This is a genomic window from Streptomyces sp. NBC_01429, assembly GCF_036231945.1.
GTDB lineage: Bacteria > Actinomycetota > Actinomycetes > Streptomycetales > Streptomycetaceae > Streptomyces.
In genome coordinates this window covers 6409708-6427987 of record NZ_CP109599.1, presented here as the reverse complement: position 1 = coordinate 6427987, position 18280 = coordinate 6409708, and the positions used below count along the sequence as shown (strand labels likewise).

Below are 18280 nucleotides of genomic sequence, written 5' to 3'. Positions count from 1 at the left end.
GCCCTGCCTGACGCCCCTCCCGGCGAGCGCCGGTGAACGGATCGCTCCCGGCGCGGGTCGACCCGCTGGTACATTGCTATGCATGGAACGCGGTAAGGCAAGTCGCCAGGCGCCGGAGAAGGTCGAGAGCCAGCTCCGCAAAGGGGTTCTGGAGTACTGCGTCCTGGCCCTCATGCGCGACGGTCCCCGCTACGGGGTCGAACTGCTGAACGAGTTGCAGGAGACCGGCGCCCTGGCGACCAGCCAGGGCACGGTCTACCCACTGCTGTCACGGTTGCGGCGCGACGAACTCGTCGTCACCACCTGGCAGGAGTCCACCTCCGGTCCGCCACGGAGGTACTACGAACTGACCGAGGCCGGGCACGCGGCGCTCGCCGAGTTCGCCGGGATCTGGCCAGGATTCCGCGACTCCGTCGACCGCCTCCTCAAACCGGCCACCGGGCATCGGCACCATCCCGCGAAGGAACACCCGTGAAGACCAAGGACACCCTCGTCCAGGACTACCTGGCGGCCGTCGAACGCGAGAGCGCGGCGCTGCCCCCAGGCGCCCGCCAGGAACTCGTCGCCGACCTGGCCGAGCACATCGAGGTCGCGCTCGCCGAACGCCCCGGCGCCGTCCGCGAGATCCTCCAGGAAGTGGGCGACCCCCGCACGATCGCCGGCACGGCGCTCCAGGAACTCGGCCACACCCCGGGCGCACCCGTCCGCAAGCCCGGCCGGCGCCGCTCCCCGGCCTGGCTGCCGATCGCGCTCCTGCTGATCAGCGCCGTCCTGCCCTACACGGGAGGCATCGCCCTCTGGGCCTGGCTCGCCGTCATCGCCAAAATCGCGGCCGTCGTGATGGTGTGCCGCTCCCGGCACTGGACGGCGGCCCGGAAGTGGACCGGCCTCACGCTGACCGTCTTCGTCCCCGTGGCCGCTCACGTCACCTGGTACGCGCTCGTCGTCGTCCCCGACAACAGCTCCGCGATCGAGACGTGGCGCTGGACGGCCGTCGCCCTGGTGCTCGTCCTGACGCTGGTCGGCGCCGGGTGGCTGTGGCGCACGAAGCGCCCCTGAGCCACCGTCGTCGTTGACAGGAGCACTCCCGCCCAACATGCTGAGCAAGCGCTTGGACATCCACCGAGGAGCGCAGCCCCGAACAGCAGGGAGCAGGAAGAATGGCCGAGCCGAGAATCTTCACCTCCGCGGCGGAGTTGCTGGCCGGGACGGGCGAGCAACTGGGGCACAGCGGCTGGCTGGAGATCGACCAGAAGCGCGTCGACCTCTTCGCCGAGGCCACCGGGGACCATCAGTGGATCCATGTGGACCCGGAGCGGGCCGCGGCCGGGCCGTTCGGCACGACGATCGCGCACGGCTATCTGACGCTGTCGCTGCTGCCCGTGCTCGTACCGGAGATCCTGCGGGTGGAGAACGTGCGGATGGCCGTCAACTACGGCACGAACAAAGTCCGTTTCCCCTCCCCCGTGCCCGTCGGCTCGCGGCTGCGCGCTTCGGCCGTCCTGAAGGACGCCGTGGAGGCGGGCGGCGGTGTGCAGGTCACGGCCCTGGTCACGGTGGAGCGCGAGGGCGGCGAGAAGCCGGCCTGCGTGGCGGAGTCCGTGTCCCGGTACTACTTCTGAGCCGGGGCGCGCCGTCCGCGCGCCGAGACCATCCGCAGGACGAGATCGGCGTAGAGCGCGCCGACCTCGTCGGGGGTCCGCGGCCCCGTCGCGTTGAACCAGCGCGCCACATCGATGCAGAGCGACAGCACGGCGAGCGTGGTGCCCGGCACGTCGGGGACGTCGAACTCCCCGTCCCGTACGCCGTCGAGCAGGATGCGCCGGACCGCCGCACCGCTGCTGCGGCGCAGCTCCACGATCTCCGCGCGGTGCTCGGCGCCGAGCGCGTCGAGTTCGTACTGCACGACGCGCGCGGTGGTGTGCCGCTCCGCGTGCCAGCGGACGAAGGAGCGCACGGCGCCCGCGAGCCGTTCCGACGCCGTGCCCTCGGCGTCCGCCGCGGCCGTCAGCAGCGCCAGCGCGCTGTCGTGGCCGATACGGCTGATCCGGTGGAGCAGCTCTTCCTTCGTCTTGAAGTGGATGTAGAGCGCCGCCGGGCTCATCCCGGCGCGGCCGGCGATGTCGCGGGTGGTGGTGGCGTGGTAGCCGCGCTCGGCGAACGCTTCGACGGCGGCGACCAGCAGCTTCCTGGCCGCCTCCGGGGTCACCTCGCCCCACGGCGGGTTCTCGCCGTCCGCCGCCTGCTCCGCCGTACGCATCGCTCGCCCCTCTCGTTCGGCCGCCCATTCGATCAGGAGGCACACCCTACCCCGAGGGTGAGCAAGCGCTTAGAGCTACGCAGGCCGTCCCTGGGCTTCTCAGAGCTTCTGGAAGGGGTCGTGGTCGGCGAGCATCTTCTCCAGTCTGGCCTGGTCGACCCGGCTGACGATCTGTCCGGCCTCCTGCCGGTCCCTGATCACCTTGGCCAGGGTGAAGGCCGAGGTCGTCAGATAGAGGACGGCGATGCCGAGGAAACCGCGCACCCAGGCGCTGGCTTCGAGCTTGAGGACGCCGACGGTCACGGCGACGACGGCGAGGGCGAAGGAGGCCACGGCCTGTACGTAGAAGGCGGCGGTGCTCTGCTGCTGAACAGGTGTGTCGGTCATGGGTCCAGGATCGGCGGCCCGGCTGGGGGCCACATCGGTACACGTACTCACCTCGCGCACTGAGTACGGGAGGCGGCCCGCTGCGGTGCTGCGCCCCGGGGGGGCCGGGCGGCGGGACGGCGCCCGGGGCCCTGCCCGTTCGGGTCGGCGGGACCTACGATGTGCGCCATGGCCCGACCGCGCAAACCCCTGCTCAGCAGAGACCGCATCGTCGCCGCGGCCGGCGCGCTCGTGGACGCGGAGGGGCTGGAGGCGGTCTCCACCCGGCGGCTGGCCGCCGAGCTGGGGGTGAGCGGCCCCTCTCTCTACAACCACTTCCGCACCAAGGACGAGATCCTCGAAGCCGTCGCCGACGCCGTCAGCGCCCAGGTCGATCTGTCGATGTTCGAGGAGGGCGACGGCCGCGACTGGCGCACCGCGCTGCACGACTGGGCCCGCTCCTACCGCGCGGCCCTCACCGACCATCCGCACATCGTGCCGGTGCTCGCCCGGGGTCCCGGCCGGCGTCCGGCCGGGCTGCGGGTGGCCGACGCCGTGTTCGGCGCGATGGTACGGGCGGGGTGGCCGCCCGCGCAGGCCACCTCGATCGGGGCGCTGATGCGGTACTTCATCACCGGCTCCGCGCTCGGCTCGTTCGCCCGGGGCTTCGTGGACGACGCGGCGGCGTACGACCCGGCAGACTATCCGCATCTCGGCCGGGCGCATCTGCTCGCCGAGCGGCAGCGGCAGGTGGACGAGGGCGCGTTCGAGACCGGGCTGCGGGCGCTGCTGGACGGCCTCGCGCTCCGGTACGAACAGTACGAGCGGGAAGAGCGCTGACAGGAACGGTGGAACGGTACGAGGAGGGACGCGCGGCGCCCGGCGGTGGCCAGGGCGGTGGCTAGAAGACCACCAGCGCCCGGCCGCCCCGGCCCGCGAGCATGTTCTCGAAGGCGGCGGGGATGCCGTCGAGACCGATCCGTTCGGTGACCAGCGCGCCCAGGTCGAACCGGCCGGCTCCGATGTGACCGGCGAGCACCGGCAGATCCTTCGCCGGGTCGCTGTTGCCGTAGACGCAGCCGGAGAGCGTCCGGCCCCAGTGGAACAGCTCCAGCGCGTTGAAGGTGACCAGCTGGTCCTTGCCGCCGATGCCGACGACCGTCGTACGGCCGCCGCGCCGGGTGGAGTCCCAGGCGGCGCGGATGGTGACGGCGCGGCCGACGCACTCGACGGCCACATCGGCGCCCCGGCCGCCGGTGAGCTTCCGGATGTCCCTGGCGGTGGTGTCGGAGGCGACGACGTACTCGGTGGCTCCGGCCGCGCGGGCCAGCGCCTCCTTCTCCGGCGAGACGTCGACGGCGACGACCGTACCGGCCCCGGCGATCCTGGCGGACTGGAGCACGGCCAGGCCGACCCCGCCCACGCCGAACACCGCCACGGACTCGCCCTCGCGGACGCGTGCCGCGTGGTGGACCGCGCCGTAACCCGTCAGGACCGCGCAGCCGAGCAGCGCCGCGTCCGTGAGCGGGATGCCCTCGGGCAGTGGCAGGACACAGTTGGCCGCGACGACCGTCTCCCGCGCGAAGGCCCCCACGTTGAGGCCCGGGTGGAGTTCCGTGCCGTCGGCCGTACGGGCGTGCACCCCGGCCGTTCCGGCGAGGGCGTTGTCGCAGAGCCAGACCTCGCCGGCGGCGCAGGGCGGACAGCTCCCGCAGGAGGGGGCCCAGTTGAGGACGACGCCGTCGCCCGGCGCCACCCGGGTCACGCCCGCGCCGACGGAGACGACCGTACCGGCGCCCTCGTGGCCGAGGACGGCGGGGACCGGGACGCGCATCGTGCCGTTGGAGAGCGACAGGTCGGAGTGGCAGACCCCGGCCGCGGCGAGGCGGACCCGCACCTGGCCGGGGCCCGGCTCGGGCAGCTCGATCTCCGTGATCTCCAGCGGGGCTCCGACGGCGGGCAGGACGGCGGCACGGACCACGGGTTCTCTTCTTCCCTGGAGACGACTGAAGACGACTGGAGGTGGCTGGAGGTGGCTGGAGACGTGAGGGATCGCGTCGGAGGAGCGGAGCTGTCGGATATTCCCCGCATCGTCAGAACTGGAGCGACTTCGTCTGAAGGTACTCGGTGAGCCCGTGCACCCCCAGCTCACGCCCCACGCCCGACTGCTTGTATCCGCCGAACGGCGCGAGCGGGTTGAAGCGGCCCCCGTTGATGTCGACCTGTCCGGTGTCCATCCGGCGGGCGAACGCCGCGGCCTGCGCCTCGTCCCCCGCCCAGACCGCGCCCGCGAGGCCGTAGACCGTGCCGTTGGCGATACGCAGGGCGTCCTCCTCGTCCTCGTACCGCAGGAGCGAGAGGACGGGCCCGAAGATCTCCTCCTGGGCGATGGTCATCTCGGGCGTGACGTCGGCGAACACGGTCGGCGCCACGTAGTAGCCGGTGGCGTGCGGGGCTTCGGGGCCGCCGGCGACCACCTTGGCGCCCTGCGCGATGCCCTGTTCCAGATAGCCGCGCACCCGCGCCCGCTGCCCGGCGCTCACGACCGGGCCGAGGCGGCTCGCCTCGTCGTACGGATCGCCCGCGACGTACTTCCGGGCGGCGGTCCTGGCCAGCTCGACGGCCTCGTCGTACTGGTCGGTGTGGACCAGCATCCGGGTCCAGGCGCTACAGGTCTGGCCCGAGTTGGACATGACATTGGCGACGCCGACGGCGACGGCCCGGGCGAGATCGGCGCTCGGCAGGATGACGTTGGCGGACTTGCCGCCCAGCTCCAGGGCGACCCGCTTGACCGCCGCGCCCGCCGTGGCGCCGATGCGCCTGCCGACGGCGGTGGAGCCGGTGAAGGAGACCAGATCGACGCCCGCGTGTTCGGCGAGGGCCTGGCCGGCGACCGGGCCGAGGCCGGTGACCAGGTTGAAGACGCCCGCGGGCAGCCCGGCCTCATGGACCAGCTCGGCGAAGAGCCGCGCGGTGAGCGGAGTGTCCTCGGCCGGTTTGACGACGATCGTGCAGCCGGCCGCCAGGGCCGGGGCGACCTTCGCGACGATCTGGTGCAGCGGGTAGTTCCACGGCGTGATCGCGCCCACCACCCCCACCGGCTCCAGCAGCACGGTGGAGTTGCCCGTCTTCTCCTCGAAGGGGTACGAGGCGGCCAGGTCGGCGTACGAGCCCGCCACCAGGATCGGCGCCCCCGCGTGGACGAGCCGCGAGAAGCCGATCGGCGCGCCCAGCTCCGCGGTGACGGTCTCGGCGATCTCCTCCTTGCGGGCTGCCATGGCGTCGCGCAGCGCCCGGATGTACCCGGCGCGCCCGGCGGGCGGGGTGGCGGCCCAGCCGGGGAGGGCGGCCCGCGCCGCGCGGACGGCGGCGTCGATGTCCTCCGCCGTACCGGCCGGGACGGTGGCGATGATCTGTTCGTCGGCGGGGTTGACGACGGGGATCGTGTCCGCTCCCGCCGCCGGCCGCCACTGCCCGGCTATGTACATCCCGTCGTACGCCTTCATCGCCATCCCTGTCCTCGCCCGTACGTGGTCGTCGCGCAGTCGCTCCGGTGTCCGCTCGCGGCACTGGCGGCGACCCTCCCAAACTAGCGACGATAGTTTTACGGCGCCAGGGTGCCCGCACGGACGGTTCCGCGCGGGCGCCTACCCGTCGAGGCCCGGCAGATCCCTCGGCGCGGGGCAGATCCTGCGGCCGAGATGATCGAAGACGTACAGGTGGGCGAGATCCACGAGCAGCGGCACCTGCGCGCCCGTCCGCAGCCGCATGTCGGGACCGGTACGGACCACCAGGTCGCTCGCCGTGATGGCGGCGCGGTCCGGGCCGAACTCCCCGCTCTCCCCGGCCTCCTCGGGCTCCTGGCCGTCCAGCACCACCACCGGGCCCGCCGCCTGGCTCGCCGCCCGGCCGGCCGAGCGGCCCTGCGCGCGTCCGGTGAGCCGTTGCAGCAGCCCGGGGCCCCGGCGTCCGCGCGGCCCCGACCGGGGGCGGGCGGATTCGAGGTCGGTCACCACGGCGGGCCGTGAGCCGATGTCGAGATGGACCAGCGCCTCGTGGCCCTGGTACTCCATGTGCTCGACGATGCCGCTCAGCGCCACCTCGCCGGAGCGCGCCTGGCTCGGCGGCGCGATGCGGGCCGCCTCGGACCGCAGCCCCACGATGATCTGCCGGCCCTGCTGGATCCGGAGCAACTGGTGGTCCGAGCTGAGGGGTTCGGGCAGCGGCAGCCGCTGCCGGCCGAGGTCGATCGCCATCCGGCCGTCCAACGGCGCGTACACCACGGCCTGGAGCAGATTGATGCGCGGTGTGCCGATGAACGCGGCGACGAAGACGTTCTCCGGCAGCGCGTACACCTGGCGCGGGGCGCTGACCTGCTGGAGCACTCCGCCGCGCATCACCGCGACCCGGTCGCCCAGCGACATCGCCTCAGCCTGATCGTGCGTCACATAGACGGTGGTGACGCCCAGTTCGGCGGTCAGCCGGGCGATCTCGGCGCGCAGATGGCTGCGCAGCTTCGCGTCGAGGTTGGACAGCGGCTCGTCCATCAGGAAGGCGGAGGGCCGCCGGGAGATCGCCCGGCCCATCGCGACCCGCTGCCGTTCGCCGCCGGAGAGCTGGCTCGGGTAGCGGTCGAGGACGCTCTCGATGCCGAGCATGCGGGCGGTGGCGTCGACCCGCGCGGTGCGGTCCTCGCGGGGATTCTCCAGCCGGAGGGGGAAGCCGATGTTGTCGCGGTTGGTCATGTTCGGATAGAGCGCGAAGTTCTGGAACACCATGGCCATGCCGCGCTCCCGGGGCGGCATGAGGTTGGAGTACTCGCCGTCGAGCAGCAGTTCGCCCTCGGTGATGTCCTCCAGCCCCGCGATCATGCGGAGCACGGTCGACTTGCCGCAGCCCGAGGGGCCGAGCAGCACCAGGAACTCACCCGGCGCGATATCGAGCGAGAATCGGTCGACGGCCCGGGTGGCCCGTCCGTACGTCTTGCTGACGCTGTGCAGAGAGATGGCGCGAGTCATGAATGGATTCCGCCCGTATGCCTGTATGGAAGAGGGTGGAGTTGCCTGCGACGCCTGAAGTTAGCCGACTACAGGCGGTCAGGGAATGACTCGCGCGAAGGTCGCGGGAAGGTCGCGGGGCGGACCGCACCACGGCCCGGACGGCCGGATGCCCGGCGTGGGGCGGTATGCGGGGTTTGCGGGAGGGTTACGGCCGGACCTCGCGGAGTTCCACGGGCGGCGGTTCCACGGGTGGCATTTTCACGGGCGGCACTTCCACGGGCGACAGCTCGACGGGGAAGCCGTTGAGTACGGTCGTTCCGGAGAGCGGGTCGAGCCGCGAGCCGTCCAGCAGCTGGTTGACGTTGACACCGGGCCGGGCGCTCGCCACCGCCGTCCTGGTGCCGGGGCGGTCGTGGCCCCAGCCGTGCGGCAGGCTCACCACCCCGGTCCTGACGGTGTCGGTGATCTCCAACCACGCCTCCACCGCGCCTCCGTCGGCGGTGATCCGGACCGGGGCGGCGTCTCGGAGTCCGAGCCTGGCCGCGTCGTCCGGATGGATCTGGAGGGTGCAGCGGTTCGAACCGCCCGCCAGCGCGGGGACGTTGTGCATCCAGCTGTTGTTGGAGCGCAGATGGCGCCGGCCCACGAGCACCAGCGAGCCGGGCCGGCCGGTACGGGTGAGGGCCGCGCGCAGCCGGGGCAGATCGGCGGCGATGGGCGCGGGCAGCAGTTCGATCCGTCCGCTGCGGGTCTTCAGCGGATCGGGCAGGCGGGGGCGCAGCGGCCCGAGGTCGATGCCGTGCGGATGCTCCCGCAGCCGCGCGAGGCTGAGCCCCGGCCCGCCGGAGCCGTCGCCGTCCACGTCCGCGTCCGCCCACGCGCCCGCGCCCTCGTTCGCGCCGAAGCCGTCTCCGTAGGGGCCGAGGCGCAGCTTCAGATCGAGCCGGCGTTCGGGGCCGGTGCCGCCGGTGAGCAGGGCGGACAGCTCCTTCGGGTCGCGTCCGCGCACCGGTGAGGACGGGTCGGCGACGGCCTTGCCGAGGACGCGGCCGATCGCCGCCTCGTCCACGTCGGCGGGCGCCGCGCCGTGCGCGCCGCCGACCGCGAGGATCAGCCGGGCGTGGATCTCGCTCTCGTCCATCCGGCCCTCCTCCAACGGAACGGCGGCGGGCGTGTAGCGGACCTGGTTGCGTACGGCGAGGGCGTTGAAGGCGAAGTCGAAGTGCGCGCTCTGCGCGGGCGGCGGCGGGGGCAGCACGACGTCGGCGTGGCGCGAGGTCTCGTTGAGGTACGGATCCACGCTGACCATGAAGTCGAGCCCGTCGAGCGCCCGGTCGAGCCGGTCGCCGTCCGGCGCCGAGAGCACGGGGTTGGCCGCGAGGGCGATCACCGCACGGATGCGCCCCTCGCCGGGGGTCTCGATCTCCTCGGCGATGGCCGCGAGCGGCAGTTCGCCCTTGGCCTCCGGGTGGCCGCTCACCCGGCTCGTCCAGCGGCCGAGGGCGAAGCCCCTGCCGGGTACGGCGGCGCCGGTGGCGGAGGGGGCCGCGGGCGCGCGGTCGGTGGCGGAGAGCGGGAAGAGGACGCCGCCGGGCCGGTCGAGGTTGCCGGTGAGGATGTTGAGCACGTCGACGAGCCAGCTGGTGACCGTGCCGTGCTCGACGGTGCAGCTGCCGACCCGCCCGTAGACGGCGGCGGTGGGCGCCGCGGCCAGTTCGCGGGCGATCGTACGGATCTCCTCGGCGTCCATGTCGCACCCGGCGGCGACGGCTTCGGGGGCGAAGTCCCGTACCGCGTCGCGGACTTCGCTCACGCCCTGCACCTGCCCGGCGAGCGCGCCGAGATCGGTGAGCCCCTCCGCGAAGAGGACGTGCGCGACCGCCGCGAGCAGCAGCGCGTCGGCGCCCGGCCGGATCGGGACGTACCTGTCCGCGATCCTGGCCGTACGGGTGCGGCGCGGGTCCACGACGGTGAGGGTGCCGCCGCGCCGGCGCAGCGCCTTGAGCCGGCCGGGGAAGTCGGGCGCGGTGCAGAGACTGCCGTTGGAGTCCAGCGGGTTGGCGCCGAGGAGCAGCAGATGTCCGGTGTGGTCGAGATCGGGTACGGGGATGGCGTTCGGATCGCCGAACAGCAGCCCGCAGGCGACGTGCTTGGGCATCTGGTCGAGGGTGCTGGCCGTGAAGAGGTTGCGGGTGCCGAGCGCGCCCACCAGCAGCGGCGGATAGAGGGCCCCGGCCATGGTGTGGACGTTGGGATTGCCGAGGACGACGCCGACGGAGTGCGGGCCGTGCTCCTCGGTCAGGGGCCGCATCCGTGCGGCGATCAGGTCGAACGCCTCCTGCCAGGTCGCCTCGCGCAGCTCGCCGTCCACCCGGACGAGAGGGGCGCGCAGCCGGTCGGGGTCGGCGTCCAGCTCCCCGAAGGACGCGCCCTTGGGGCAGACGAAGCCCCGGCTGAACACGTCGTCGCGGTCGCCTCTGGCGCCGGTGACCCTGGTCCCCTCGATGGTGAGGGTCAGCCCGCAGGTGGCTTCGCAGAGCGGGCAGATGCGCGGGGCGGTGGTCATGGGACGGTCCTCCCGGGCGGCGGCGGTGGTCAGGGGGCGGGTTCGGAGGTCGGCGGCAGCGAGCATACCGACCGGTTGGGACGGAGGGATACGGCCCGGACGGAACCGTGCGGGAAGAAGTGCGGGAAGAAGTGCGGGAAGAAGTGAGGGAAGAAGGGCACGGAGGTACGCGGAGGAGTGCGGCACGACAGGCAGGGCGCGCAGGCCCCCGCCGCACTCGCCCCGCGCCCGCGTTCGTGCGCCCGCGCACTCGCGTTCGTACGGCCGCGTTCGTGCGCCCGCGTGAACCGGGCGGCGCCGTACCGCGCGGTCCCGTTGACGCGCCGGTCCCGCAATCCTACGGTTGTCCATAGGATTTGGCGGGATTTCTCGATCAGGGAGCGGACACGGCGGATGAGCGGCATGAACGGCATCGAGCAGGCGCGCAGGACGGCCGAGGAGCTGGCCCACTCCCCCGGTTTCGGCAATGAACACAGCTCGGAGGCGGTGCCGGGCGCTCTGCCGCACGGCCGCAACTCGCCGCAGCGCGCGCCGCTCGGGCTGTACGCGGAGCAGCTGAGCGGCAGCGCGTTCACCGAGCCCCGGGCCCTGGGCCGCCGCTCCTGGCTCTACCGGATCCGCCCGTCGGCCGCGCATCCGCCGTTCGTCCGTATCGACAACGGAGGTCTGCGCGGCGCCCCGTTCACGGAGACCGTCCCCGACCCCAACCGGCTGCGCTGGAACCCGCTGCCCGAGCCCGCTCCCGGCACCGATTTCCTGGCGGGGCTGTGGACCCTGGGCGGCAACGGGGACGCCGCGCGGCGGGTGGGCATGGCGATCCACCTCTACAGCGCCAACTCAGCCATGACCGACCGGGTGTTCAGCGACGCGGACGGCGAGCTGCTGATCGTGCCCGAGCGCGGCGGACTGCTGATCCGCACCGAGCTGGGGCTGCTCGCCGCCCGTCCCGGCCAGGTGGCGCTGATCCCGCGCGGGGTGCGCTTCCGGGTCGAGCTGCTGGACGCGACGGCGCGCGGCTATGTCTGCGAGAACTACGGCCGCCCCTTCGCGCTGCCCGATCTCGGCCCGATCGGTGCCAACGGGCTGGCCAACGCGCGGGACTTCCTCGCGCCCGTCGCCGCCTACGAGGACATCGAGCGGCCGGTCGAGGTGGTCAGCAAGTTCTGCGGCAACCTCTGGGCGGCCACCTACGACCACTCCCCGCTGGACGTCGTAGCCTGGCACGGCAACCATGTGCCGTACGTCTACGACCTGCGCCGGTTCAATGTCATCGGCTCCATCAGCTACGACCACCCCGACCCGTCGATCTTCACCGTGCTGACCTCGCCGTCCGACACCCCGGGCCTCGCGGGCGTCGACTTCGTCGTCTTCGCGCCGCGCTGGCTGGTCGGCGAGGACACCTTCCGGCCGCCGTACTTCCACCGCAATGTGATGAGCGAGTACATGGGCCTGATCGAGGGCGCGTACGACGCGAAGTCGGCGGGCGAGGGCGGTTTCGTGCCCGGCGGCGGCTCGCTGCACAACATGATGTCGGCGCACGGTCCCGACCGGGAGACCTTCGAGCGGGCGAGCGCGGCGGAGCTGCGGCCGCAGCGTATCGACGACGGCCTGGCCTTCATGTTCGAGACCCGCTGGCCGGTGACGGCGACCGGGCAGGCGGCGGGGGCCGCACACCTGCAACAGGGGTACGACGACGTGTGGCAGGGTCTTGAGCGCCACTTCAGGCCCTGATCCGTCTTACGGAGCTGCCGTGACCGCCTTCGCCCCCGACTCCCTGGTCCTGAACCGCAAGCTGCCGCTCTGGTATCAGGTCTCGCAGTCGCTGCGCGCCTCGATACTGGGCCGCCGCCCGCACGATCCGCTGCGGCTGCCGACCGAGGAGCGGCTCGCCGCGCACTACGGCGTCAGCGTGCTGACGATGCGTCAGGCCCTCAAGGAGCTGGAGGAGGAGGGGCTGATCAGCCGGCACCGGCGGCGCGGCACCTTCATCGAGCCGGGCGCGCGGCGCGGCGCCCCGCGCCGGCTGCTGGGCTCGATCGACGCGATCGTGGCGCAGCAGTCGGGCGAGCCGGCCACGGTCCTCGGCCACGGTCCGGCGCCGGTCCCCGGTGAGCTGGCCGAGTACTTCCCCGGGCTGGACGAGGTGGTCGCTTACCGCAGGCTGCGGTGCGACGGGGAGAGCGGCGAGCCGGTCAACTGGGTGGAGAACGCGGTGCGTCCGGAGGTCGCGGCGCGGATCGAGGTGTCCGATCTGGAGCGCTGGCCGATGACGAAGGTGCTGCGCGATCTCGTCGGCGTGCGGATCAGCCGGATCACCGACACGGTCGAGGCGCGGCTCGCCGACCCGGTGACGGCCGAGTTGCTGCGGGTGCCGCTGCTCAGCCCGATCCTGCACTACACGGGGGTGACGTACGACGCGGACGGCCGGGTGGTGGATGTGGCCAGGATCCGCTACCGGGGTGACCGCTTCGCGTTCTCCGTGACGGTCGAGGCGGACCTCACGGGTGAAGCGCGCCCGCACTGACCTGCCGTTCCGGCGCGGCCGTTACGATGCCGCCGACGGCGCACACGGCGACGGGAGGACGGTCCGCATGACGGTGACGCGGTCCGGCAGGGATTCCGGCGAAGGCTCCGGCGAGGGTTCCGATGAGAGGACCGGCGAGGGTTCCGGCGAGAGGACCGGTGCGAGGGCCCGTGCGGGTCGTGGCCCGGATCCGGAGCCGGGCGTGATGGACGGAGCGGGGGCGGACACCCCGTCGCTCGGCGATCTCATGCCCTGGTCGGCGGCGCCGCTGCGGCTCGGCAGGCCCTGGATCATGGCCCCGTCGCCCGCCGCCCTCACGGCGCGCTGGGACCGGCTCGTACGGTCGGAAGGCGCCGAGCGCGACGCGCTGTTCGGGCCGACCCGCTCCCGTACGCAGCACAGCGCGGTGACCGCGCTGCCGGGACGGGCCACCGGGACCGGGCGGTTCGTCCGCGAGTCGGGCCCCTGCCCGCCGCCGGTACGGATGGGGCACGGACCGTTCGACGAGCAGTGGCTGATCCCCGACCACCGGCTGATCGACGCGGCCCGCCCGGAGCTGTGGCGGGTCGCTGACGCGCACCAGGTCTTCGCCGTGGAGCAGGGGTACGTGCCGTCGGGCGCGGGACCCGCGCTGCTGGTCGGCGCCGTACTGCCGGACGGTCACTCGCCGGCGGGCCGGCCCGGCCGGATCAGGCCGCTCTACCGCCGGCCGGGCGGCGTGGAACCCAATGTCGCGCCGGGGCTGACCGCGCTGCTGGCGCGGCGGTACGGGCACGAGGTCACCGCCGACGCGCTGCTCGCCTGGGCCGTGGCCACCGCGCTCCCCTCCCCCGCCGGATGCGTGGTGCCACTGACCGCCGACGCCGGGGTCTGGTCCGCCGGGGTCGAGCTGGGGCGGCGGATGACCGGGGTCCAGCTGCGCGGGGCGCGCGGCGGCGAGAAGCCCCGGCTGCCCGGGGGCCGCCGCCCGTACGTGCGCGCCGCCGTCCCCGACCGTCCCGAGGCGCTCGGGTACGACGCGGAGGACGCGGCGCTCCTGCTCGGTACGGGCCGCGTCTCCCCCGTGTCTCCGGCGGCCCGCGACTTCACGGTGGGCGGCGTACGGATCCTGGAGCTGTGGTTCGAACAGCGGACGGCAGAGGCCGGGCCGGCCTGGCAGCGGGAGTGGACGTCGGAGCTGCTCGAACTGATCACCGTGCTGACCCTGCTCGCGGAGGCCCGGCCGGATCAGGACGCCCTGCGCGCACGCGTGGACGAGGGACCGCTGATCGGGCGGCGGGAGCTGCGGGAGGCGGGAATCCTCCCGGCCCCGGTGGCGGCGCGGCGGCCGGCCTCGGTGCTCGATCATCACGAGGAGGGGCCGGAGGGCCAGTTCGCACTGGTCTGAAGCTCCGAAGCGCCTCGGTCGGGAGTGACGGGCGGGGCGGGAGCTGCCCCTTGGGAGGGAGTGAGAGGGGAGACCGACGCACTGCCGCGAGCCGTGGTGAAACGGACGAGCGGGGAGTGGCACTGCGCCGGGACCGCGCCGGAGCGGCTCGACAGACCGGCGGACCGGCGGATCGTCGCGCTGACGCGGTGAAGCATGCGGCGCCGTGACGCGGGGACGTCGGCACGCCGTGAGCCGTAACGCCACAGGGTCAGCGGCGGCTGCCGAACAGCGAGCGGCGCAGGCGGCGCAGCGGCGCGAAGAGCGAGACCCGCGCGCCCTTGTTCCGATGCGTCTGCGAGCGGTCGCGCGAGATCAGCTCGCGCATCAGCAGCGTCGCCTCGACGGTCTCCCGCTGTGGCACGGCGGGACCGCCGAGCACCGAGAGATGGCGGTCGAGGCGCGAACTGGTCGCGCTGCTCCCGCAGGTGATCGCAGGGACCCGCGCCCTGCTGTGTACCGTTATCTGATTCATTTCACTCCCCACCCGTAACGAGGGCAACCGGCCCGGGCAGGTTAACCCTATCGCCCCTGCCGGACACCCGTGTATCCCGCCTCGGGCGGGAACCGCACCCGTACGGGGACGAGCAACCATGCCGCATCCATCTTATTTCAGGGCGAGTTGGACAGTTCGCCCAGGATGTCCGCGCACCTCCCGGAGTGGATCGAGGGGGGATCAGGAGGTGGCCCGGGACGGGGGCCGGCGGCCTCCCGAAGGGGCGCCGCCGGCCTCGCCCCCGCTACGCCGCCGAGGTGAAGACCGGCAGATAGCCGCCGGACTGGCCGGCGGCGGTGGGGTGGTAGGACTCTCCGATATTGAGCACGTTGAGGCTGTGCAGCCACGCGGAGCTCGAGCAGATCTCGTGGCCGGTGAACGCCCCGACAACATCGACGAAGGTGAAGCCGTGGTCGGCGGCCCGCTTGGCGGTCGCCGCGTTCAGATAGTCGGAGGCACCGTTGATCGCGGCGCGCACCGTCTCGCTCAGTCCGGCGAGGCAGCTGCCGCCGAGCTTGTAGAAGCGGGGATAGCCGAGGACGACGACGCGGGCGGAGGGCGCCTTGGCCTTGATCGCCGTGTACACCGAGTCGAGGTTTCCGGGCAGGGTCGAGTCGACGTAGGCGCGCGCCGTGGCGATCCGGCTGAGGCAGGTGGCCTGCGAATTGAGGACACAGGTCGTCATGACATCGGAGAAGCCCGCGTCATTGCCTCCGATGGTGATGCTGACGAGGTCCGTGGCCGAGCTGAGCGGGGTCAGCTGACCGGCGGTCACATCACCCGTACGAGCGCCCGCGCACGCGGTGAACGCGAACGTCGCGGGTGAATGCGCGGCCGCCCAGAGCGCCGGATACGCCTTGGGGGTGCGTTTGCAGTCACCGCTCGCGCTGTCGTAACTGCCGGATCCGACGCCGGAGGAGTAGGAATCACCCAGCGCCACATAGTCGACGGCGGCGGCCGATTCCCGCGCCTGGGCCGAGGCCGCTCCGGTGAGAGCGAGGACGGCGCCGAGGAGCAGCGAGGTGGAGAACACTGTGATTCTGGACAGTTTCATAGGACCTCTCCCTAGCAGGATCTCTGCCGCGACTTTCGTACCAGGCAGATCGATCCACTGGAAGTGTCCATGCCAAGAACGTTCGGTGAGGGTTCCGGTGGAGACCCCCTACGCACCCCCTACGCACCCCCGCTTCTCGCCTGAGAGTGACCAGATTGAACACATCTGATCGGGGAGTTTCCGGAAGTGACCGTTGAAGTATGGCCAAAGATGCAAAAAAGCCAGCCCCCGTTCCAGCTCTTGCCATACAGTCCCAATCCTCAATACCGTCGTACATTCACCCGCATCGGACCATCAGGCAAAGCGGCTCAGGGGAGGGCTCAAGCGTCGCGATGGCTCCCGGGGCGGGGCGCAGCAGGGGGGTGCCGCGCTCGGCGACCGCGCGTCGTGCCGGGTCGCGTCCCGCGCGGCATGCACCACAACTCACCCAGCCAGCAGGGAGTTCCGGTACGGAGCTCCCTTTCGTCATGGGCGGGTGAGAACCCCCCTTTCGAACCGGAAACACAGCCGGACCGCCCAGGGGCGGGCGGTCCACCGGACGAGAGGGAAAGAAACTCATGAGCGCTTTTCTGCGCCCGGCCTTACCGGGCGAGGATCCACTGTCCGTCCCGTCACCCGGTGATACGGAGGGTTCAGGCCGCACAGCGGGCCGGCCGCACGGTCTGCCGGACGGCAGGCCGCGGTATTACCGGCCCGTCTCCTCACACCTCGCGATCGCGCCGCCCGTCAGCGTCGTGATCCCGGCGATGAACGAGGCGGAGAACCTTCCGTACGTCTTCAGGACACTGCCGGGATGGATCCATGAAGTCGTCCTGGTGGACGGCGATTCGACCGACGACACGATCCGGGTCGCGCGGGAGCTGTGGCCGGACGTCAAGGTCGTCGAGCAGCGCGGCAAGGGCAAGGGCGACGCGCTGATCAGCGGATTCGCCGCGTGCACCGGCGACATCATCGTGATGATCGACGCGGACGGGTCGGCCGACGGCCGGGAGATCATCTCCTATGTGTCGGCCCTGGTCTCCGGCGCCGACTTCGCCAAGGGCTCGCGCTTCGCCAACGGCGGCGGTACGGACGACATGACGGCGATACGCAAGCTCGGCAACCGGGTCCTGTGCGCCGCCGTCAACGCCAAGTTCGGCGCCAGGTACACGGATCTGTGCTACGGCTACAACGCGTTCTGGCGCCACTGCCTGGACGCGATCACCCTGGACTGCACCGGCTTCGAGGTGGAGACCCTGATGAACATCCGGGTCGTCAAGGCGGGGCTGAAGGTGCAGGAGATTCCGAGTCACGAGTACGACCGGATCCACGGAGTCAGCAATCTGAGAGCCGTCAGAGACGGCCTCCGGGTCCTCAGAGTGATCCTGCGCGAACGGGGCGTCCCCCGCTCGACCCGGCGCCGTCCCACCGCGCTGAGGATCAGTGTCCCCCGGGGCGAGGCGTCATGAGCGCCCGTCAGTCGCCTCCGCCTCCTCCGCCCCCTCCGCCCCTCCAGTCACCTTCGACCTGTCACTCCCGCAAGTCCCGCCACCGGCCGTTCTCCGTGGTGATCTGCGTCTATACGGAGGAACGCCGGGAGGACATCCGCGCGGCCGTCGACTCCGTACGGCGGCAGTCGCTGCCCGCCCTGGAGACACTGCTCGTCGTCGACCACAACCCGGCGCTGCTGGAGCGGCTCGTCCAGGAGTACGAGGGCGACGCGGCGCGCGGGGAGGTGCGGGTCCTGGCCAACGCGGGGCCGCGCGGGCTCTCGGCGGGCCGCAACACCGGCATCGCCGTCGCGCGCGGCGAATTCGTGGCGTTCCTGGACGACGACGCCGTGGCCGAGCCGGACTGGCTGCGCCGCTTCGACGAGGCGTACGCCGACGACCCCCGCGTGCTGGCCGTCGGCGGCCGGACCCTGCCCGCGTGGGCGTCGGGCGGCAGGCCCGCCTGGTTCCCCGAGGAGTTCGACTGGGTCGTCGGCTGCACCTACCGGGGGCTGCCCGAGGGGCTGGTACGGGTGCGCAACGTACTCGGCGGGAACGCCTCCTTCCGGCGGACGGCCTTCGACACCGCAGGGGGGTTCGCGACCGGCATCGGGCGGGACGGCGACAGGCGCCCGCTGGGCTGCGAGGAGACGGAGCTGTGCATCCGGCTCACCGACGCCGTCCCCGACGCGGTGCTCCTGATCGACGACCGCGCGGTCATCCACCACCGGGTCCCGGCGTCCCGCGAGCGGTTCGGCTACTTCCGTACCCGGGCGTACGCGGAAGGGCTGTCCAAGGCGCTGGTCACCAGCAGCGTGGGAGCGGACAAGGGGCTCGCGTCCGAGCGCCGTTACACCACCCGCGTACTCCCCGCCGGGGTCGCGCGCGCCCTGCGCGACGGGGTACGGGGACGGCCGGGCGGATTCGCCCGCGCCGGGGCGATCGTGGTGGGGGTGACCACGACGGCGGCCGGCTATCTGGTGGGCCGTCTGCGCGCCCGGGGCGGGGGCGCGGCCTTCTCCTCGGGACCGATCGAACAGCCCGGCGCGCGGGGGCTCGGGGAGCACGACGGCAGCGCCCGCACGCCCCGGGGAGCCGCCGCGTGACGACGCGTCCGAC

The 18280-nt window shown here is 72.5% G+C and carries 17 protein-coding genes; 9 read left to right on the top strand and 8 right to left on the bottom strand.

The features are described from left to right. Nucleotides 1-82: 82 nt before the first annotated feature. The 3 genes from OG627_RS28320 (at nucleotide 83) to OG627_RS28310 (ending at nucleotide 1622) form a co-directional block, all read left to right on the top strand. A complete protein-coding gene (locus OG627_RS28320) occupies nucleotides 83-475 on the top strand; it encodes a PadR family transcriptional regulator (protein WP_329069812.1) in 393 nt (130 codons plus the stop codon). Next, complete coding sequence (locus OG627_RS28315) at nucleotides 472-1059, top strand: DUF1700 domain-containing protein (protein ID WP_329069810.1); 588 nt, start codon at nucleotides 472-474, stop codon at nucleotides 1057-1059. Before OG627_RS28320 ends, OG627_RS28315 begins: the two co-directional genes overlap by 4 nt. A 101-nt stretch (nucleotides 1060-1160) precedes the next feature. After that, the gene (locus OG627_RS28310) at nucleotides 1161-1622 is read left to right on the top strand and encodes a MaoC family dehydratase (protein WP_329069808.1); all 462 of its coding nucleotides are present in this window, start codon (nucleotides 1161-1163) and stop codon (nucleotides 1620-1622) included. On the opposite strand, the gene OG627_RS28305 is transcribed toward OG627_RS28310, so the two are convergent. Both OG627_RS28305 and OG627_RS28300 read right to left on the bottom strand, forming a co-directional pair. Further along, entirely contained in the window at nucleotides 1613-2260 is a 648-nt protein-coding gene (locus OG627_RS28305; protein WP_329069806.1) for a TetR/AcrR family transcriptional regulator, read from the bottom strand. The two genes, OG627_RS28310 and OG627_RS28305, sit on opposite strands and share 10 nt — an antisense overlap. Nucleotides 2261-2359: 99 nt before the next feature. Then, complete coding sequence (locus OG627_RS28300; protein ID WP_329069804.1) at nucleotides 2360-2647, bottom strand: YiaA/YiaB family inner membrane protein; 288 nt, start codon at nucleotides 2645-2647, stop codon at nucleotides 2360-2362. Between the two features lie 168 nt (nucleotides 2648-2815). Here OG627_RS28300 and OG627_RS28295 point away from each other — a divergent pair, with 168 nt between their 5' ends. After that, nucleotides 2816-3466 (top strand): TetR/AcrR family transcriptional regulator, encoded by a 651-nt coding sequence (locus tag OG627_RS28295; RefSeq protein ID WP_329069802.1) that lies wholly within the window; start codon nucleotides 2816-2818, stop codon nucleotides 3464-3466. A 61-nt stretch (nucleotides 3467-3527) separates the two neighbouring features. Here the strand turns inward: OG627_RS28295 and OG627_RS28290 are convergent, their stop codons facing one another. From OG627_RS28290 to OG627_RS28275, 4 genes are all read right to left on the bottom strand, one after another. After that, nucleotides 3528-4607 (bottom strand): zinc-binding dehydrogenase, encoded by a 1080-nt coding sequence (locus OG627_RS28290; RefSeq protein WP_329069800.1) that lies wholly within the window; start codon nucleotides 4605-4607, stop codon nucleotides 3528-3530. A gap of 112 nt (nucleotides 4608-4719) precedes the next feature. Then, nucleotides 4720-6132: an aldehyde dehydrogenase family protein gene (locus OG627_RS28285; protein ID WP_329073052.1), complete on the bottom strand. Its 1413-nt coding sequence runs from the start codon at nucleotides 6130-6132 to the stop codon at nucleotides 4720-4722. A 141-nt stretch (nucleotides 6133-6273) separates the two neighbouring features. Then, nucleotides 6274-7644, bottom strand: a complete 1371-nt coding sequence (locus tag OG627_RS28280) for an ABC transporter ATP-binding protein (protein ID WP_329069798.1) — start codon at nucleotides 7642-7644, stop codon at nucleotides 6274-6276. Nucleotides 7645-7831: 187 nt separating this feature from the next. Continuing rightward, a complete protein-coding gene (locus OG627_RS28275; protein WP_329069796.1) occupies nucleotides 7832-10192 on the bottom strand; it encodes a molybdopterin-dependent oxidoreductase in 2361 nt (786 codons plus the stop codon). A 402-nt stretch (nucleotides 10193-10594) separates the two neighbouring features. Between OG627_RS28275 and hmgA the strand changes: the two genes are divergently transcribed. The 3 genes from hmgA to OG627_RS28260 all read left to right on the top strand — a co-directional run bounded on the left by hmgA (nucleotide 10595) and on the right by OG627_RS28260 (nucleotide 14103). After that, nucleotides 10595-11923: a homogentisate 1,2-dioxygenase gene (gene hmgA / locus OG627_RS28270; RefSeq protein ID WP_329073051.1), complete on the top strand. Its 1329-nt coding sequence runs from the start codon at nucleotides 10595-10597 to the stop codon at nucleotides 11921-11923. Between the two features lie 19 nt (nucleotides 11924-11942). After that, a complete protein-coding gene (locus OG627_RS28265; protein WP_329069794.1) occupies nucleotides 11943-12716 on the top strand; it encodes a GntR family transcriptional regulator in 774 nt (257 codons plus the stop codon). Nucleotides 12717-12921: 205 nt separating this feature from the next. Then, nucleotides 12922-14103, top strand: coding sequence for a type ISP restriction/modification enzyme (locus tag OG627_RS28260; RefSeq protein ID WP_329073049.1), 1182 nt, complete (start codon nucleotides 12922-12924; stop codon nucleotides 14101-14103). Nucleotides 14104-14353: 250 nt separating this feature from the next. Here OG627_RS28260 and OG627_RS28255 read toward each other — a convergent pair whose 3' ends face one another. Next, nucleotides 14354-14617, bottom strand: coding sequence for a hypothetical protein (locus OG627_RS28255; RefSeq protein ID WP_329069792.1), 264 nt, complete (start codon nucleotides 14615-14617; stop codon nucleotides 14354-14356). Nucleotides 14618-14882: 265 nt separating this feature from the next. Then, the gene (locus OG627_RS28250) at nucleotides 14883-15692 is read right to left on the bottom strand and encodes an SGNH/GDSL hydrolase family protein (RefSeq protein WP_329069790.1); all 810 of its coding nucleotides are present in this window, start codon (nucleotides 15690-15692) and stop codon (nucleotides 14883-14885) included. A gap of 557 nt (nucleotides 15693-16249) precedes the next feature. Between OG627_RS28250 and OG627_RS28245 the strand changes: the two genes are divergently transcribed. Further along, nucleotides 16250-17140, top strand: coding sequence for a glycosyltransferase family 2 protein (locus tag OG627_RS28245; protein WP_329069789.1), 891 nt, complete (start codon nucleotides 16250-16252; stop codon nucleotides 17138-17140). 95 nt (nucleotides 17141-17235) lie between these two features. Then, on the top strand, nucleotides 17236-18267 hold the full coding sequence (locus OG627_RS28240) for a glycosyltransferase family 2 protein (protein WP_443073657.1): 1032 nt from the start codon (nucleotides 17236-17238) through the stop codon (nucleotides 18265-18267). The last annotated feature ends 13 nt before the right edge of the window (nucleotides 18268-18280 follow it).

Excerpts from the sequence above, each read along its gene's own strand:
- OG627_RS28260 (WP_329073049.1), top strand. The coding sequence starts at position 12,922 with ATGGACGGAGCGGGGGCGGACACCCCGTCGCTCGGCGATCTCATGCCC.
- OG627_RS28295 (WP_329069802.1), top strand. The coding sequence starts at position 2,816 with ATGGCCCGACCGCGCAAACCCCTGCTCAGCAGAGACCGCATCGTCGCC.
- OG627_RS28305 (WP_329069806.1), bottom strand. The coding sequence starts at position 2,260 with ATGCGTACGGCGGAGCAGGCGGCGGACGGCGAGAACCCGCCGTGGGGC.
- OG627_RS28245 (WP_329069789.1), top strand. The coding sequence starts at position 16,250 with ATGAGCGCTTTTCTGCGCCCGGCCTTACCGGGCGAGGATCCACTGTCC.
- OG627_RS28250 (WP_329069790.1), bottom strand. The coding sequence starts at position 15,692 with ATGAAACTGTCCAGAATCACAGTGTTCTCCACCTCGCTGCTCCTCGGC.
- OG627_RS28300 (WP_329069804.1), bottom strand. The coding sequence starts at position 2,647 with ATGACCGACACACCTGTTCAGCAGCAGAGCACCGCCGCCTTCTACGTA.
- OG627_RS28255 (WP_329069792.1), bottom strand. The coding sequence starts at position 14,617 with ATGAATCAGATAACGGTACACAGCAGGGCGCGGGTCCCTGCGATCACC.
- OG627_RS28310 (WP_329069808.1), top strand. The coding sequence starts at position 1,161 with ATGGCCGAGCCGAGAATCTTCACCTCCGCGGCGGAGTTGCTGGCCGGG.
- OG627_RS28275 (WP_329069796.1), bottom strand. The coding sequence starts at position 10,192 with ATGACCACCGCCCCGCGCATCTGCCCGCTCTGCGAAGCCACCTGCGGG.
- hmgA (WP_329073051.1), top strand. The coding sequence starts at position 10,595 with ATGAACGGCATCGAGCAGGCGCGCAGGACGGCCGAGGAGCTGGCCCAC.
- OG627_RS28280 (WP_329069798.1), bottom strand. The coding sequence starts at position 7,644 with ATGACTCGCGCCATCTCTCTGCACAGCGTCAGCAAGACGTACGGACGG.
- OG627_RS28285 (WP_329073052.1), bottom strand. The coding sequence starts at position 6,132 with ATGAAGGCGTACGACGGGATGTACATAGCCGGGCAGTGGCGGCCGGCG.
- OG627_RS28320 (WP_329069812.1), top strand. The coding sequence starts at position 83 with ATGGAACGCGGTAAGGCAAGTCGCCAGGCGCCGGAGAAGGTCGAGAGC.